This is a genomic window from Paenibacillus tianjinensis, assembly GCF_017086365.1.
In the GTDB taxonomy this organism is placed as follows: Bacteria; Bacillota; Bacilli; order Paenibacillales; family Paenibacillaceae; genus Paenibacillus_AQ; species Paenibacillus_AQ tianjinensis.
This window is the reverse complement of sequence record NZ_CP070969.1, coordinates 2704917-2720136: the sequence shown is the minus strand read 5'-3', so window position 1 is coordinate 2720136 and position 15220 is coordinate 2704917. Positions and strand designations below refer to the sequence as shown.

Here is a 15220-nt window from a genome sequence, read left to right as displayed (position 1 = left end):
CTCTTACTTCCATTTTAATGGGTTTGAGAGTTTACACAATATATTTTACAGACTCCATAAAGACGTGACTGGACTGATCGTTCACAGCGACCAGGGATGCCAGTACACGTCCCATGCATACCACGACATGCTGCCACAGGTTGGCGCCCAAATCAGCATGTCACGCCGAGGAAATTGTTATGACAATGCCTCCATCGAGAGCTTCTTCTCTCATCTTAAAGTCGAAGCACTCTATCCTTATGATATACGAAGTATCGCTGAGGCACAAAGAAGAATTGAGGAGTATATACGTTTTTACAATGAAGATAGAGCACAACGAAAACTAAACAAGCTGACTCCTGTTGAGTACAGGAATCAGCTTGTAGCCTAGGTCTTTTTTCAATGTCTACTAAATGGGGTCTTGACCAGAAGATGAAGTGCTACCTTTTATTAAAAACTATTGTTTGATGATCTCTCTAGCTTTGTAAGTTCCGCAAACTTTGCAAACGTGGTGAGCCAGTTTAAGCTCTCCGCATTGTTCACATTTCACCATACCTGGTACTACCAGTTTAAAGTGTGTACGACGCTTGTCACGGCGTGTTTTGGACGTTCTACGTTGTGGTACTGCCATTGTTTTCGACCTCCTGAATGTGTTGTTGACCCGTTATAACCCGGGATTTGTTCTTAGTCATCTTGCTTGGTAAAGAATCCTTTCAACGCAGCGAGTCGAGGATCGATCACTGTGTTGTCGCAACTGCAGGTGCCTTCGTTCAAATTTTGTCCGCATTTCTGACAAAGACCAAGACAGTCTGCCTTGCACAATACCGAATCCGGCAAGTGCAGTACGAAGTTTTCTTCCACATACGGAACAAGATCCACAGTCTCATCCGTGATGTAAATGAGTTCTTCATCTTCATCTTCGGGAAGAATCGGCTGCTTGAGCCATTTGAAAGTCTCAGCAAAAGGAATGTTCAATTTGCTGTTCACCTCACAGAGGCAACGTGCACATAACATGTCCACATTTCCTTCCAATGTTCCCACCACGTTCACACTATCGGTTTCCGCGGGCAGCGCTTTAAGGTTCACTGAGAGTGGTGCAACAGCAAGTATATCCTTCCGCCCTCTGACAAGCTCGCTGACATCCAGGGTTTCCTGGAATTGCAGAGACTCGTCGGCATTTGCCATTTTGCGAAAGTGAATCTTCATAATCATCACTCCAAACAAACAAAAATTATTATACCTAGAATTACCGATCTTTGTCAACCATTTTTCCTTTATATTGTTTCAAGAAGCTGGACAACTTATGATATAACTAATGAATTAATATATCAATTAGGAATTTGGAGTGACACGACCGTGACTACTGTTGGTATTATAGCCGAATATAACCCTTTACATAACGGGCATGTCCATCATTTTAACGAGGCCAAACGATTGTCTGGCGCGGACAGCGCCATTATCGTAATGAGCGGCCCGTTCACCCAGCGCGGTGAGCCGGCGGTGGTCAGCAAGCGGGCCCGCACGGAAATGGCGCTGCATATGGGCGCCGACCTCGTCATTGAGCTGCCGGTTGCCTATGCCCTGCAGCCGGCGGAATGGTTTGCCTTCGGAGCAGTCTCACTGCTGGAAGCGACCGGGGTCGTGGACAGCCTGTGCTTCGGCTCCGAAGCCGGCGCTCTGGGTGAGCTGCTCCCGCTGGCCGCATTCCTGGCCGAAGAGAGCAGCGAGCTGCAGTCCGAGATCCGCCGCCGCATGGCGCTCGGAGCGAGCTTCCCTGCCGCCTACAGCGCAGCGGCGGCAGCGGCTTGGGAAGGGACTCCCGGCGGCCACGGGAGTCCCTTCAATGCCGAGGCGCTGCTGCGGCAGCCGAACAACAGCCTCGGCCTGCACTACCTCATCGCGCTGCGCCGGCTGGGGAGCGCGATGCAGCCCTTGACCGTGCCGCGCACCGGCGCAGGGTTTCACGACCCGCTGCAGAGCGGGACGTCCATTGCCAGTGCCACGGCGATCCGCCGCCTGCTCCAGGAAGGCGGATCACCCGCTGCATACATGCCGGAATATAGCATGTCCATCTTGGAAAGAGAGCATGCGGCCGGCAGAGGTCCGGTAAGTCTGGAAGACTTCCGGAACCCCCTGCGCCATATGCTCGTAACCCGGACCGCAGCAGAGCTGCAGCTGCTTCAGGATATGAACGAGGGGCTGGAAAACCGTCTCCTGCGGGTAATGCCGCAGCTGAAGCAGTTCACTATCAGCGGGCTCCTGGAAGCCTTAAAAAGCAAGCGCTACACGCATACGCGCCTTCAGCGCCTGCTGCTTCATACACTGCTGAATCACACTAAAAAAGAAATGACCCCTTCTACTTTAGCCAAGGGTCCAGAATATATCCGGATACTCGGTTTCCGGGAGAACGGGCGCAAACTGCTCAAAGTCATGAAACAAAGCGCCGCGTGGCCCGTTATCACCTCACCGGCAGGCTTTTCCCATCACGGCTTGGAACGCGATATTCAGGCGGCGGCTGCATATGCCGGAGCTTTCGACAGTCCGCTGCGCAATGATCTTTACAGCGATTACTTCAAGCCGCCGGTTAGGGTGTAACCGGCAGCTGCTCCATGTATTTCAGCGCGTCGTTCAGCGTAGATACAGGCACCAGCTTCATGTCGGTGCCTATTTTTTCGGCTCTGGCTTTTGCTTCGTCATAATTTTTGACAGGGACAAAAAACACCTCTGCCTTCTCGCGGTCCGCAGCTACAATCTTATGCTTTACCCCGCCAATAGGCCCAACATTACCGTCCGCATCAATCGTTCCTGTGCCGGCTATCCGGTGTCCTTTGGACAGATCTCCCGGCGTAAGCTGGTTGTAAATTTCCATCGTAAACATAAGTCCAGCCGACGGTCCTCCAACATTGGTATCTACAAAGCTGACATCCTTGCCTGCTACTTTAGGCTTAACCTTCTGCACTGCACCGATTACCACTCCCAGACCGGGTTTTACAGCAGCCGTATCTTTATCCTTAACCTCTACCAGGGTTACCTGCTCTTTAACTTCCTTGCCGTCCCGCTGCAGCACGACCGCTACTTGATCGCTAATTTTTCTGGTGGATAAGAGTGCTGACAAAGTCTCCGGATCCGCAATATGCTTGCCTTCTACACTGATAATCTTGTCGCCGGGCTGAAATTGACTTTGATTGTCCGTGTCCGGTACAGAGAATACATACAAATAATCCACTATATCTTCATAAGGAACATTCGCAGCATGATATGCCGCCTGTACAGCGAAGGATTGCGAACTATTCATATAGTACACCTGTTCAGCCGCATACTCCTGCTCTGTTTTATCTCCAAGCCGGGTTTCTTTAAGGACAACCTCAGAATAGGAGTTAAATAAAGAGGCAATTAGCAGAGCCACATTGGCATAGCTGGCCGATACCGTTGTCATCATAAAGGTGCCCTTCTCATCCTTATCTGCATTCTGCACCTTGATCATCGGCGCAACTTCCGAGGCACTGCCGGGCTGATATACGATGTAGGGGGTATTCATAAAAACTGTAACATAGAGTATAACCACCAAAGTAAACAAGTAGGCGATGGCGCGGAATCCTACCCGGCGTTTCTGTTGCCTCAATGCTTTTCCCTTCTTTCACGCGGCTCTATGCTTCCTTCTAACGAACTTCAGAAGCTGCACCTTTTCCGGCTATGGCATGATGGTTGTCTGCACTGCATAAATTGATAACAGTCTTCAGCCCATGTCCTAAGTTATGAAGAGGTGATGCTCATAATGAATAATGTTAAAATACGGCGCTTTACTTCAGCCTCCGCACCCTTCGTGGCCGGTGCTGCAGCCATTCTGCTGGCAGTTGCCATCGTCTCAGCACCGGAGTCCTCCTTTGCTGCTTCTTTGCAGGGCCTAAAGCTATGGTGGACGCTGATCTTCCCGGCACTGCTGCCCTTCCTGATCTTATCGGAAATGCTGACCGCTTCAGGCTTTGTTCATGGCTTCGGCGTCCTGCTGGAGCCGTTAATGACCAAGGTGTTCCGCCTACCCGGAGCCGGAGGGTGGACACTGGCGCTAGGCATGACTGCAGGATTCCCAGCAGGTGCGGGAGGGGTGCAGCAGCTACACAAGCAGGGCAGTATATCAGACAAGGAGGCCGTACGTCTGGCCGCGCTGGCTCATTTTGCAAGCCCGGTAACTCTGGTTATTGTAGTAGGGGTTGCCTTCCTGCACAGCCCTGCCGCCGGTTATACCCTGCTTGCCATCCACTGGTTGTCAGGCCTGGCCGCTGGATTCACCGCTGCTCTATTCGCAGGCAGAAGAAACAGCGTAGCGCAAGACATCACACGAGTTATAAAACCACTACCCAAACGTGTCCATCAGGCTGTCTTAGAGGCCCGGGAACGGGATGGACGCAGCTTCGGCAAGCTGCTTGGCGAAACTGTGGCTTCCGCCGTCCAGAATCTGATGGTCGTCGGCGGTTATATGATTATGTTCTCCGTGGTCATCAACATAGCAGCTACCTTGTTTCCACAGCTGCCGACGGCTCTGGCCGCCAGTGTTCTGGAGATCCATCTGGGTGCCAATGCCCTGACTACACAAGCCGCAGCGCCATTTGTCTTTAGTTCCACGGGTGTAACCGGCATGGCTCTCCTGTCTGCAGCGCTGGGATGGAGCGGGATTTGCGGACAGCTCCAATCATTGACGGCACTTAAACAAGCCAAGGCCCGTTTTATTCCCTACGCCGCAGTCCGGCTGCTGCATAGCTTGTACGCTTTCGCCTTTACCTTTCTGCTGTGGAAGCCGCTGCTAAACGTCCGTGCTGTTGTTCTGCCGGCAATCAGCAGTACCGAGGCAGCAGTAACTCCGGAAACCTTAAGTCCTTTTACCGTCTGGAACGTGATTCCGCAGCTGCTGAGCCTGCAATCCATATTGCTGCTGCTATTATTGGTGTTGTCTGCCCTGGTGTATGCTGTTACTTCGTCCGGGCGTCCAGCTGGCTGAATTTGAGCTTCATGGCACGTTCAACCTCAGGTGCTACAAAGTCCGAAACATTCGCACCAAAGTGAGCCAATTCCTTCACTACACTCGAACTAAGATAGGAATATTTCGGGTTCGTCATCATGAATATGGTCTCTACTTCGGGATCTAGACTATGATTAATTGAAGCGGTCTGCAGTTCATATTCAAAATCGGTGACCGTACGAATCCCGCGCACGATCACCTGGGCATTCTTCTGGCGGAGATAATTAACCAGCAGATCACGGAAGCTGTCAACCTCGACATTCGGAAGATCCGCTGTGGCCTGCCGCAGCAGTTCCGTGCGCTCTTCTACCGTAAACATCGGGTTTTTGCTTAAATTATTGAGCACGGTAACAATCAGTCTGTCAAACTGTTTCGCTGCGCGCCGGATAATATCCATATGTCCCATAGTTACCGGATCAAAGCTACCCGGATAGATGGCGACACGTTCTTTTCTAATTTGCAGACTCATCCTTACCCTCCTTACTACTACCGGCAGCTTCCCCCGGAGCAGCTTCATACTGATAAATGGAGATCGTCGTCTCTCCGTATACAGCCTGCCTTGTTCTATAGAACCCAGGGATATCCTCTGGATAAACGTAGCCTGATTCATGTTCAAGAACGATTACTGCATCAGGTCTAAGCAATCCTTTCTGGGCCATCGCCAGCATCAATTCATCCCCATGCTTCAGCCGATAAGGCGGGTCCAGGAAAACAAGATCAAAAGCACGCCCCCGCTTTTCAAGCGCGCTAAGCGCTCTACCAGCATCATTGCGGTACACTTCCGCCTGTTCCTCCATTTTGACCGCCTTCAGATTGGAACGCACCGTTTCAATGCTTTTCTGTTCCATATCCACAAAAACCGCACGGTCCATCCCTCTGCTCAGCGCTTCAATCCCAAGGCCTCCTGTGCCGGCAAACAAATCCAGCGCTGTTCCACCCTCAAAATAAGGGCCGATCATGCTGAACACCGCTTCCTTCACTTTGTCTGTCGTGGGCCGCGTCCCGTTGCCCGGAACACTCTTCAGGGGTCTCCCCTTTGCACTTCCCGATACAACTCTCACCGATTCACCTGCTCTATGTCTCTGTTTATTACGCCGGTTAGGGCATAAGTCCAAGCCTATAGTACCACAATTGTCCGGTTAAATAAAAAGATTGTCTGGATGTGTCATTTTAAAGGTGCAGATATTTTTATACTTCGATGTATAAGAACGTTCATTCCGGGACAACATGTAACTATCGGCATTGCAAAATGTCGTAGACAACCGCGGAGCAGGCTTACGTTTCCCCATAAGCTCTTCGTCCGGTTTCTCCTCTCCCATGAAAGAGGCCCTAGAAATAGGGCCTCGATTTTGTGTGTGAAAATTTTCAATTCAAGATTCATCGGAAATTATTAATGCTTTATTTCTATATAAATCAAAAAACCCCCTAAAATCTCCACCGGATAAACCATAGGTTTATCGAAGTGCGACTTTAAGGAGTGTGTTCTTCACGATAGTTTTATGTTATTTATAATATGAAGTAGTCAATGGAACGAACATGGCCGCGCCGTCTTCAACTTGCCCGGTTACATAGATCGTACTTACTCCGGCAATATCGGCTTCTATTGTTACTAGTCCTTGCTCAGGTGTAATGGTCTGCTTTTTGAGCACAGTGTCGGTATCACTATCCTGTATAGTGAAGTCTTTAATATCGCCGTCGATTGCCGCAACCTGGATGTATAGCTTCTGGTATTTATTTTTAGGGTAGAGCATGAAGGAGCTGCCGCGTGTTCCGCTGCCATTGTCGAAATGGACATCTTTATAATCCTTGTCCAGATAGACTGTTTTGTCCGGGTCTTTGGTGTGGTACGAAGAATCAAAGCCGGCGGCGATGGAAACGCCTTCGAGTTGTTCCCCTAAGAATATGGTATTGGCGGCTGGATCAAATTTAACGGCAACCCCCAGCAGGTCAGATACAGCTCTGACTGGTAAGTAGGTGGTATTGTTATAAGTAATCGGGGCTACCACTGCACCGCTGCTATTCTTAAGCTGTACGGGCTGACCATTGAGTTTAAATTTAATACTTGGATTCAGGAACGCTTTAATCTCCTGCAGGTTGGCACCGGCAACAACTCCGGCTCCCATCCCCCCCAGCACAGCAAAAGCGGTAAACGCAGCAGTCATTTTCTTTTTCACTTTGTTAATTCCCCTCCGCATATTTAAAATTTTAATCTCTATATTGGGAGTATAATGAATCGTTCCCGGGTATGCAATATTTTCCTGCTCATAAAAAAAGAACTACCACAAAGGCAGTTCAATAAATTGGATATGCGGCTGCGAGATTTTAACGTCTTTAACAACTTCCTTATAGCCCTTTTCCGAAAGAAAACACTTCTGCTCTATTCCCTTCAGGTTCTCCCCGAAATAAGCGACATGGAAGGTTTTGTCGAGTTGAATGATATTTGAAACATTGATCAGGGTATTACGGTCTGCCAGAACAAAATTGTAGCCTGAGCTTTTCAGCGTGGTTACCCAATATTTCAGTGTGCCCACTGTATAAAATACTTCATCCTTCGTGTGGACTACGATTCTATAAAGATTTCTTTCGAATTCCATGTATGTAATTTCGGTAATATCGAGTGCGGACAATCCACTGTTACCTTTCACATCACGGGTCACAGACATACTGCTCAAGATGACCAACTCCAATACTAATTCAATAATTCTTCCGGAACCTCCGGCTGATGTACAAAAAGAACACTAGGAACAGCATCGACTACAAAAACAGCCAGGAAGGCTAAAACTGACGCCAGTTTATATACGGCTTTGCAGCCCCGCCCGAGACTTGCCGCAGCAGTGCGAAGGAGATCAGAATTGATACGGCTTCTGCCGTTTTACCTGTGATCACTGAGATCAATAGCAGCATCCTCCCGCTCCTTTTTCGTTGAATAATATAACAGGAATGCAGACATCACGATGAAGAACATAATATCGATCCAAAGGTTTTTATAAGCCAGCAGCACGGATATGCCAATCAGAAAAACAATGATTAACATGGTCAGCACAATATCTTCGAGCTTAAATCTCAGTTTTTCCATATCAAACGTAAAGCCCTTGCCCTTGCGGTAAGCAAACCAGAAGATTACGAACACTACAGCAGCAGATGCTGTTTGCAGGATGTACCCGTTGATTGTGTGATTCTCCACCTGCGTAAGGGAACCGAACATTATTAGCACCAATGATGACTGGATAACGGCAAAGATCACATATCCGGAGATCGTTGCAATAACTGAAAAAACAAACGGCATCCTGACAACAGCAGCAAAAAAGAATATAAAGACAATAATTGTGACTAGAGGTGAAATATTCGCCATATCGAGTTCATTTCTCAGCAGATAGCTTTGCAGATTATTGATTAAAATAATAAACATCGCCGGCCAGATGAATGCCCTCCATTTAAACCGGAAGAGTGTCATGATCAAATAATATAATGATACAGTTTCAATCGTTGAGAAAAACATAAATCCTACAATATCCCAAGACAACAACAACACCGCCCGGCATCAATTTCATTCATTAGATTAATTATATCTCTTAAGACCTATACACGTATAGCTAAAAATCTGTTTTCCCAGCCGGCTGTTGTCATAATTGCATCCTTTAGTTCAACTCTATGAGTCACCACTTTCGTATTCTAATCTACACAAAAACAACCGTCCCTTAGGGACGGTCGTTATATCAATAATGAACTTTGAGTCTCAATAGTATTGTGCATTGATCCATGTTGCCATATCCGCAATGACCTGCGGGTCCACTGTGCCCGGTACATTGTACTCAGCAGTTGTTCCCGCTCCCGCTCCGTCATAATTGACAAAAAAGTGATTTAACCCAGGGTAGAGCTTAAACTCAGCCGCAGCATTATTCTTGAGGACTTCTTTCCACAGGGGAAAGTCTGTACCGGCAAATACTTGAAAATCATCTGCTCCTTGCACGACGAGTACGGGTTTGTTCAGTCTTCGGGCCAGCTCCGCCGTGTCATGCTGCTGCATTTCCTGCAGATAATAAGCCGGGATTCCAAACACAGCCGGTGCCTGCCTGGACTGTTCAGCGGTTATTGAGGACAATGCCTTGGCTTTCTTAAGTTCACCGTCAATTGCCGACACCGTTTGCGCTTTGAGCGGATTACTGTCTGCTAGCGTATGGATAACATTCATGTTCTGATCATAGACAATCTCCCATAGCTTCCGCGGAGATCCTGCCAGAAGGATTAGTCCGGCAAAATCACCGCCGTCTGCATCGATTCGCGGAGCCAGCATCCCTCCAAGGCTATGCCCGGCCAGATACACATGTTCCGGGTCCAGCCGTTTATCCAACTTCAGCAGTTTGGCCGCGAGTATGGCATCCTCTACCGTTTCTTCTTTTACAGTAAAGCTTGCTGCCTCATCTCCGATAAACTCTTTGGGATAAGCGTAAGAACGCTTGTCATACCGCAGGACAGCAATCCCTTGCTGCGCTAATCCCCAGGCGATATCACGAAAGGGTTTATAAGCGAATGCTGTTTCATCAAGATCGGTTGAACCTGATCCATGAACGAGCACTACAGACGGAAGCGTGCCAGACGAATGCTCAGGAAGTGTCAGAATGCCCTTTAACGGATGTGCAGTACCTTCGCCAACTACTACCGTCTCCTCGGTTAAGCCTTCCGGAAGCTCCCGCTCCACAGCGGGTGCAGCAGCAGGTGTAAACCTTAAGCCGGTTAACCGGGCATTATTGTCCACAGTGATAATCATGTTAAGATTGCCTTTGGAGAATTCCACATTAGCCTGAATAACAGTTTGTCCATTAACTTGTGTGACAGTAACCGAGTCCAACTGAACAAAGGTACCATATGAACCGTCCAGACTCTCCCAACCCGAATGAAGTGCAGAGATTGGAACCTGTTTTTTAAGCTCTGCACTGAACAAGTCCTGCCACAGTTCCTCATACTGACCTGAATTCAACAAAACTACTACGTGGTCTGCGTATTTCTGCGGCGTGCTTACGGTTGCGTGGAACGAACCGGCGTCATAGGAGGTGATTAATCCCAGCGCACCAAAGAAAGATAACGGTACATATATACGGTTATTCTTAAGTATAGCCTTGCCGTCGATGGCAAGCTTCTCCTTGCCGCTTAGGACAAGCGTACTCTCTCCCAGTCTAATTACACCCTCACGTCCATTACCCTTCAGCTGCAGGCTGTTGTGTTCTTTTATGTAAGTGACCTCATAACCAAGCGCTTCACCTAACAGGCGGACAGGCACCATAACCACGGAGCTGTTTACAAAAGAGTTAATTCCAGTAGGAATCTTTAGGGGTTCGAAGTTGACGGTGACACCTACTTTATCTTCAGCACCATGCACCACCGGTGAATCCCAAACTCCCCCTAGAAATAGCAGACTGCAGATGATAACCAGGCCTAACACTTTTCGCACTTTGACCGCACTCCTCACCGGATAGAATCCATATTTTTCTCAAATTATTTTTCATTTAAACCAATAAACCAATTTTCGGCAGATTGCGGAGTAGCTATCACTTTTAAAGATCCCGGGTCAAACGCAGCATATCTCTGCAGATCATTCCATTCTCATAAATAACTTCCGGGTAATGCTTCGTGAAATAATCCAGCTCCACACCCACAATCCTGAAGCCGCATTTCTGATATAGTGCCAGTTGACTGATGCTTGAATTTCCTGTTCCAACTTCAATCGTTTTATACCCTTGTGTAGCGGCTAATTGAATCGCATGTAATACAAGTTGTTTGCCGAGCCCTTTTCCCTGATGAACCTCAGCGACAGCAACATTTACCAATTCGGCAGTATCAGGGCGTGTAGGTAGCAAAACGTAAACACCGGCGGCTCCCTCTTCATCAAATGCTGCATAACATTCACCTCTTTTCAAATAGGCCTCTACTTTTAAGTGTGATGGATCTGCTGACAGCAACAGGTCCATCGGCGGCAGTTCACCGGCAGCCAGTTTCCTAATATACATAAACTCCTCCTAGTTTCATCCATCTCTCTCCAGTATAACTTACCTGAAGTCTAATTTTTCCAACAAAAAAAGGCGCGAACCTGACAATTTCAGGAAACGCGCCTTTTGCTTACGCTCTTAGATAAAGCAGGCACTCAAGATAATGACAAGCAAGATATAAAGAACCAGGATCGCACCAGTAGATGTCCAAGGACCAACCGGACCTACATTAGCACCGCCTACATTACCGCCGTATCCGCAATCTGCACCCATGAGATAACCTCCTTCAAAATAATGACTACAGAATAGAATATGTACGATTGTTCCAATCAGATTGGGCGAAGCGGTTTAATTTCTCTTAAACATCTTGTCATACCCGCTAAGGGCATGACAAGACGTAAGGCTGCAATTAGTCTGAAACCAAAATTCCATCAAAGCTCTCCGGACCGACACGGATCGTACCCAGTAGATTAGAGGTAACGAATGCCGTGTAAGTCAATTGTGGTAAAACCGGTGGGTTAAAATCGGCAGCAGAAAATGCAATAACCTGCGGCGCCAGAAGACTAAGGTTGAAAGTAGAGGTTGCGGAATACACAACCGGATCAGTAGGAAGCGTACCTCTGACAATACTGATAGTAATCCCAACCAGGGCAAGCGGAAGCTGTAAGGAAATCGTTCCTTTTAACAACACGCGTGGATTAGTAGTTATGCCTGAAGTGATCAGACCGATTTGCCCGAACAATTGCGGAGTATTGATCGCCAGAATCGGAATGGCAATGGAGTTTGCTGTGCTGGCATTCTGTGAGGTTCTGGCATCCAGATAAGTTCCCATATATAAAGCACCCCCTTCCTTTACTGCATACCTTATCGTATGGTCTCATTTGCAGATTGCTTGTTCAGATCGCCAGCAGGCATAAGCATAAATATAATGAGCATGCAATTCATGTCATGTTATTTGTCTTTGGTCGATCCGTCTCTTTTGTTAAAGGCCAGTTCAAACAGTCCAGTGGCCGACAAACCGGCCAGTCCGCCTGCCCACAGGCGGAGAACAAGTGTCATATCCGTAAAAGGGTAGGCGACCGCGCCGACAAATAAACCGATTGCCAGCCCTACGGCAGGAACAAGATTACGAGGAATGTTCACACTGTTCTTTACCAGCTGCACAAGCGCCATAACAAACACCGCTAATACCGAGGCGAAAGCAAGCACATTATTAAGCGCCTCATTGTCCATCTCATTTCCCCCCCGTCACCAGCAAGCCCGCCCTATTTAGTACCGTGAGCAAACGGTAAAAGTCATAGCTTCCGCCGGCAGGTGTATCCAGCAGCCCGGCAGCCACAGCCGCGTTGACCGCGGGCTCTGCCCAAGCCGGAACATTCATCACAGTGCGGCCCTCAATAGCGGTAAGGCGTTCTGTTACATTCTTTATCGCTTGGCCTTGCTCCTGAACACCGGTTTTAATTGTATCCCTGCTGACCGTAAGACCGGCAAGAAGAACACGCAGTTCCTTTACTTCCGTCTCCAGATTCGCAAGCTTCTGTTTATCTTCAGCCGACATCTCTTCCTCCTCCTTCACTTCATCAAATTGGTATAAATTATAGGAATCCATAATTCGGATCAGCTTGGCAGCGTAATTCGGATCTGTTGCATACCCGGCTGCAGCAATCTCGCGGGCGGCTGTTTGTCCGTCAACGCCGATTACCCTGCTGTAGAGGCCGCGGTTCCAGGAGACCCCCCCGATGAGAACTGCAGAATGGTCAGCCACAGATTCTCCCCAGTCATGGTATGCGCGAAATGCTGCAGTCACGAGAAAAGGTTTACCGTTTAAATATTCGGTTGTCCGGATGGCAATGCTTCCTGCCGGACCGCTTCCTTTTATTCCAAAAAGGTTATTGGCTTTCACCGTCAGACCACTGTTACCCCATCCGGATTCCTGTGCGGCTTGTGCGATCGTAAGCGAGGCGGCAATGTGGCTGCGCTGCATATCCGCTATTGCAAAGGGTACGATTCTGGATATGAATTCGGCATTTGTCATTCTTTCACATCCTTTCTCTACATTAAATGCTTATTCCGCTAGATGGCTTGTGCTGATTCCTACTACATAATTTCAATTTTATGGATCTAGTATTGTTAAATAGTAAATTTTGGCGTAAAATATAGTATAAAATAACTATACGGGAGGGTCTAATAGACTATGCCATCATATTATTTCAAAGAGGTTTGGACACCTCTAAAGTGGATAGGAATAAAGTTCTTCCATGATGATGAAGGAAAGCTCTGGATCAAGTGGTGGTCTAATCCACGTAAAAGAGTGCACTAATTGATATACATAAGCTGAAAACATTTCCTACCTTAATCATAAAAAAGCTCTTTTGGTCAGCAGGACGTTTTTAGGCGTCCCCTTCCAAAAGAGCTATTTTTTGTACCTCCAGCTGCTTAGCTGGCAGCCTCAAATGTAATGCGGTTCTTGCCGCTGCGTTTAGAAATATACAGCGCCTCGTCGGCAAGCCGCATCGTTTCACTGGTATCCGCCCCATCTGGCGTCCACACCGCTGCACCGACACTGCAGCCGACATGAAGACTGTGGCCTCCGATCATAACCGGAAGATTAATTTTGCTGATAATCCGCGCTGCAACGATTTCGGCTTCGTACATTGGTCTTGCCGCTGAAGTATGAAGGATGATGACAAACTCATCTCCCCCTATGCGGGCGACAATCTCATGCTCGCGGGTGCAGTCCAGCAGCCGCACGGCAACTTGCTGCAGCAGGGCATCTCCGGCTGCATGCCCGTACGTATCATTCACTTTCTTGAATCCGTCCAGATCTAAATAAAGAAAGCTTAGCGTTGACCGGGTTTGCTGCGCCTTGTTAACAGCATGAGCCAAAAATTCTTCAAGCGCTGCCCGGTTCGGCAAGCCGGTGAGGGAATCATGCAGCGCCATATCAGACATATAATTGAGCTTGCTTTCAGTTTTAGTCAGATTGCCTACAAGATTCCTTAGGGAGGCTGACAGTACAGCTACATCTTTGATAAGCGAAGAGGATGGAATCTCTGCATCAGTACCGGAGCTGAGCAAATCAGCTGTATACGTAATAGCATTTAGCGGGCGTGCAATCCAGCCTGCAAGGAACCAGCCAAGAATGCCGAAGATCACAGCAGCCGCCATTCCGCTTAGGATGATGAACCGTTCAAGCTGATGGACAGAAGCGAAGGCGATCTCTGCCGGCTGACGGATAATTACGGACCAGCCCAAACCCGGGTAATTCAGATACCCGTCTCCGTAAGCATAACCGGTCAGATAAGAATCTTTGCCCTTCTCCTTTTCCACTGTCCATGAGTTTTCACCATTCCGCGCTTTCCGGAGCGCTTCATCCGTCATTTTTTGGCCGACCAGTCTGTCCGGTCCCAGCAGGACTGTGTCATCTTTTTGGCTGATCACCAGCACCTCGACACCGGTCATACGATCTTTCAGCGGGGCGAGGATGGACTTCTCCACCTCACGTGACCATTCCCAGCTGAGATGCGCCGCCAGCACACCAGTGACTTGCCCCTGTTTACTGTAAATTGGGACACTGACATCCACGAACTGCAAATCTTCACCGCCCGGATTCGGCAACAGCTTGGACAACAGAACGGCATCATGCACATCTCCAATAAACAATCCTTTAATCCCTTCCTGAAACACGGGTCTCTGACTTATATTTTGAGCTAATAGAATATTATCCGTTGACGCAAGTACATTTCCGGCAGGATCGAGAAAACCCACCCATGTGAATACGGGCAGACTGCTCTTCAGCTGATTCAGCAAACCGCTGATTTCCGCATTGTCATATGGCTGCTGAAAAGCATTCAGCTTACTCAACACTTCCACTTCCCCTGAACGGGACCACATGAAGTGGTCCAGCTTCTCAGCCATTTGATAAGCTTCTTCCGCCAGTGAACCTCCAATACTTTTCTCCACTGATTTCGTCGACTGGCTGCCGATCACAAAAATCAGCAGTGCAGTGAGCAGAATGATAATTACGGCAAAGGCGCTGGAAAATAGAGTCCGCAGGTTAAACGACATACACATTCATTCCCCTTGTCGAAAATAGTCGATATTTTTTTATATCGGTTAAATATATCTGAATGATAAGCATGCCATATGTACTTTCTTGATTAAGCTCACATGTTGTATCAAAATTGTACTGACTTCTCCAGATGATAGTGCTTACATTAGAACGATATAGTATACTCTG

At 48.1% G+C, this 15220-nt stretch carries 20 protein-coding genes; 3 read left to right on the top strand and 17 right to left on the bottom strand.

The features are described from left to right. The first annotated feature begins 64 nt into the window (after positions 1–64). Positions 65–370, top strand: coding sequence for an IS3 family transposase (locus JRJ22_RS12010; RefSeq protein ID WP_232381119.1), 306 nt, complete (start codon positions 65–67; stop codon positions 368–370). Positions 371–436: 66 nt separating this feature from the next. Here JRJ22_RS12010 and rpmF read toward each other — a convergent pair whose 3' ends face one another. Then, positions 437–610 carry a 50S ribosomal protein L32 gene (rpmF, locus tag JRJ22_RS12005; protein ID WP_019911234.1) on the bottom strand — a complete coding sequence of 58 codons (174 nt, stop codon included), beginning with the start codon at positions 608–610 and terminating at the stop codon, positions 437–439. 53 nt (positions 611–663) lie between these two features. Then, positions 664–1185 carry a YceD family protein gene (locus JRJ22_RS12000; protein WP_206104654.1) on the bottom strand — a complete coding sequence of 174 codons (522 nt, stop codon included), beginning with the start codon at positions 1183–1185 and terminating at the stop codon, positions 664–666. Positions 1186–1335: 150 nt separating this feature from the next. Between JRJ22_RS12000 and JRJ22_RS11995 the strand changes: the two genes are divergently transcribed. Continuing rightward, positions 1336–2574 carry a nucleotidyltransferase gene (locus JRJ22_RS11995; protein ID WP_206104653.1) on the top strand — a complete coding sequence of 413 codons (1239 nt, stop codon included), beginning with the start codon at positions 1336–1338 and terminating at the stop codon, positions 2572–2574. Here JRJ22_RS11995 and JRJ22_RS11990 read toward each other — a convergent pair. Then, positions 2564–3601, bottom strand: a complete 1038-nt coding sequence (locus tag JRJ22_RS11990) for a SepM family pheromone-processing serine protease (RefSeq protein WP_206104652.1) — start codon at positions 3599–3601, stop codon at positions 2564–2566. The two genes, JRJ22_RS11995 and JRJ22_RS11990, sit on opposite strands and share 11 nt — an antisense overlap. Positions 3602–3754: 153 nt before the next feature. Between JRJ22_RS11990 and JRJ22_RS11985 the strand changes: the two genes are divergently transcribed. Beyond that, positions 3755–4975 (top strand): nucleoside recognition domain-containing protein, encoded by a 1221-nt coding sequence (locus tag JRJ22_RS11985; protein WP_206104651.1) that lies wholly within the window; start codon positions 3755–3757, stop codon positions 4973–4975. Here the strand turns inward: JRJ22_RS11985 and coaD are convergent. The 14 genes from coaD to JRJ22_RS11920 form a co-directional block, all read right to left on the bottom strand. Beyond that, on the bottom strand, positions 4947–5465 hold the full coding sequence (gene coaD, locus JRJ22_RS11980) for a pantetheine-phosphate adenylyltransferase (RefSeq protein ID WP_206104650.1): 519 nt from the start codon (positions 5463–5465) through the stop codon (positions 4947–4949). The two genes, JRJ22_RS11985 and coaD, sit on opposite strands and share 29 nt — an antisense overlap. Beyond that, entirely contained in the window at positions 5449–6111 is a 663-nt protein-coding gene (rsmD, locus tag JRJ22_RS11975) for a 16S rRNA (guanine(966)-N(2))-methyltransferase RsmD (RefSeq protein WP_206104649.1), read from the bottom strand. The genes coaD and rsmD overlap by 17 nt, the downstream gene beginning before the upstream one ends. 387 nt (positions 6112–6498) lie before the next feature. Then, positions 6499–7170 (bottom strand): stalk domain-containing protein, encoded by a 672-nt coding sequence (locus JRJ22_RS11970; RefSeq protein WP_206104648.1) that lies wholly within the window; start codon positions 7168–7170, stop codon positions 6499–6501. 102 nt (positions 7171–7272) lie between these two features. Beyond that, the gene (locus JRJ22_RS11965; RefSeq protein ID WP_232381182.1) at positions 7273–7659 is read right to left on the bottom strand and encodes a LytTR family transcriptional regulator DNA-binding domain-containing protein; all 387 of its coding nucleotides are present in this window, start codon (positions 7657–7659) and stop codon (positions 7273–7275) included. Positions 7660–7685: 26 nt separating this feature from the next. Then, complete coding sequence (locus tag JRJ22_RS29725; RefSeq protein ID WP_408637894.1) at positions 7686–7766, bottom strand: AgrD family cyclic lactone autoinducer peptide; 81 nt, start codon at positions 7764–7766, stop codon at positions 7686–7688. Between the two features lie 5 nt (positions 7767–7771). Continuing rightward, positions 7772–7882: a hypothetical protein gene (locus tag JRJ22_RS29205; protein WP_232381181.1), complete on the bottom strand. Its 111-nt coding sequence runs from the start codon at positions 7880–7882 to the stop codon at positions 7772–7774. After that, positions 7869–8405, bottom strand: coding sequence for a hypothetical protein (locus JRJ22_RS11955; RefSeq protein WP_206104646.1), 537 nt, complete (start codon positions 8403–8405; stop codon positions 7869–7871). Before JRJ22_RS11955 ends, JRJ22_RS29205 begins: the two co-directional genes overlap by 14 nt. A gap of 327 nt (positions 8406–8732) precedes the next feature. Further along, positions 8733–10445 (bottom strand): alpha/beta fold hydrolase, encoded by a 1713-nt coding sequence (locus JRJ22_RS11950; RefSeq protein WP_206104645.1) that lies wholly within the window; start codon positions 10443–10445, stop codon positions 8733–8735. A gap of 103 nt (positions 10446–10548) precedes the next feature. Then, positions 10549–11001, bottom strand: coding sequence for a GNAT family N-acetyltransferase (locus JRJ22_RS11945; RefSeq protein WP_206104644.1), 453 nt, complete (start codon positions 10999–11001; stop codon positions 10549–10551). A gap of 117 nt (positions 11002–11118) precedes the next feature. Then, positions 11119–11253: a sporulation protein YjcZ gene (locus JRJ22_RS11940; protein ID WP_197071804.1), complete on the bottom strand. Its 135-nt coding sequence runs from the start codon at positions 11251–11253 to the stop codon at positions 11119–11121. Positions 11254–11389: 136 nt separating this feature from the next. Then, entirely contained in the window at positions 11390–11812 is a 423-nt protein-coding gene (locus JRJ22_RS11935) for a hypothetical protein (RefSeq protein ID WP_206104643.1), read from the bottom strand. A 119-nt stretch (positions 11813–11931) separates the two neighbouring features. Continuing rightward, on the bottom strand, positions 11932–12213 hold the full coding sequence (locus tag JRJ22_RS11930; RefSeq protein WP_206104642.1) for a holin: 282 nt from the start codon (positions 12211–12213) through the stop codon (positions 11932–11934). A 1-nt stretch (position 12214) separates the two neighbouring features. After that, positions 12215–13015 (bottom strand): glucosaminidase domain-containing protein, encoded by an 801-nt coding sequence (locus JRJ22_RS11925; RefSeq protein ID WP_206104641.1) that lies wholly within the window; start codon positions 13013–13015, stop codon positions 12215–12217. Positions 13016–13416: 401 nt separating this feature from the next. Further along, the gene (locus tag JRJ22_RS11920) at positions 13417–15048 is read right to left on the bottom strand and encodes a sensor domain-containing diguanylate cyclase (RefSeq protein ID WP_206104640.1); all 1632 of its coding nucleotides are present in this window, start codon (positions 15046–15048) and stop codon (positions 13417–13419) included. Between the last annotated feature and the right edge of the window lie 172 nt (positions 15049–15220).

What these genes read in the sequence shown, in the direction of transcription:
- JRJ22_RS11925 (WP_206104641.1), bottom strand. Translation starts at nt 13,015, where the DNA reads ATGACAAATGCCGAATTCATATCCAGAATCGTACCCTTTGCAATAGCG.
- JRJ22_RS11935 (WP_206104643.1), bottom strand. Translation starts at nt 11,812, where the DNA reads ATGGGAACTTATCTGGATGCCAGAACCTCACAGAATGCCAGCACAGCA.
- JRJ22_RS11945 (WP_206104644.1), bottom strand. Translation starts at nt 11,001, where the DNA reads ATGTATATTAGGAAACTGGCTGCCGGTGAACTGCCGCCGATGGACCTG.
- JRJ22_RS11940 (WP_197071804.1), bottom strand. Translation starts at nt 11,253, where the DNA reads ATGGGTGCAGATTGCGGATACGGCGGTAATGTAGGCGGTGCTAATGTA.
- JRJ22_RS11985 (WP_206104651.1), top strand. Translation starts at nt 3,755, where the DNA reads ATGAATAATGTTAAAATACGGCGCTTTACTTCAGCCTCCGCACCCTTC.
- JRJ22_RS12000 (WP_206104654.1), bottom strand. Translation starts at nt 1,185, where the DNA reads ATGAAGATTCACTTTCGCAAAATGGCAAATGCCGACGAGTCTCTGCAA.
- rpmF (WP_019911234.1), bottom strand. Translation starts at nt 610, where the DNA reads ATGGCAGTACCACAACGTAGAACGTCCAAAACACGCCGTGACAAGCGT.
- JRJ22_RS11955 (WP_206104646.1), bottom strand. Translation starts at nt 8,405, where the DNA reads ATGTTTATTATTTTAATCAATAATCTGCAAAGCTATCTGCTGAGAAAT.
- JRJ22_RS11930 (WP_206104642.1), bottom strand. Translation starts at nt 12,213, where the DNA reads ATGGACAATGAGGCGCTTAATAATGTGCTTGCTTTCGCCTCGGTATTA.
- JRJ22_RS11920 (WP_206104640.1), bottom strand. Translation starts at nt 15,048, where the DNA reads ATGTCGTTTAACCTGCGGACTCTATTTTCCAGCGCCTTTGCCGTAATT.
- JRJ22_RS11965 (WP_232381182.1), bottom strand. Translation starts at nt 7,659, where the DNA reads ATGTCTGTGACCCGTGATGTGAAAGGTAACAGTGGATTGTCCGCACTC.
- coaD (WP_206104650.1), bottom strand. Translation starts at nt 5,465, where the DNA reads ATGAGTCTGCAAATTAGAAAAGAACGTGTCGCCATCTATCCGGGTAGC.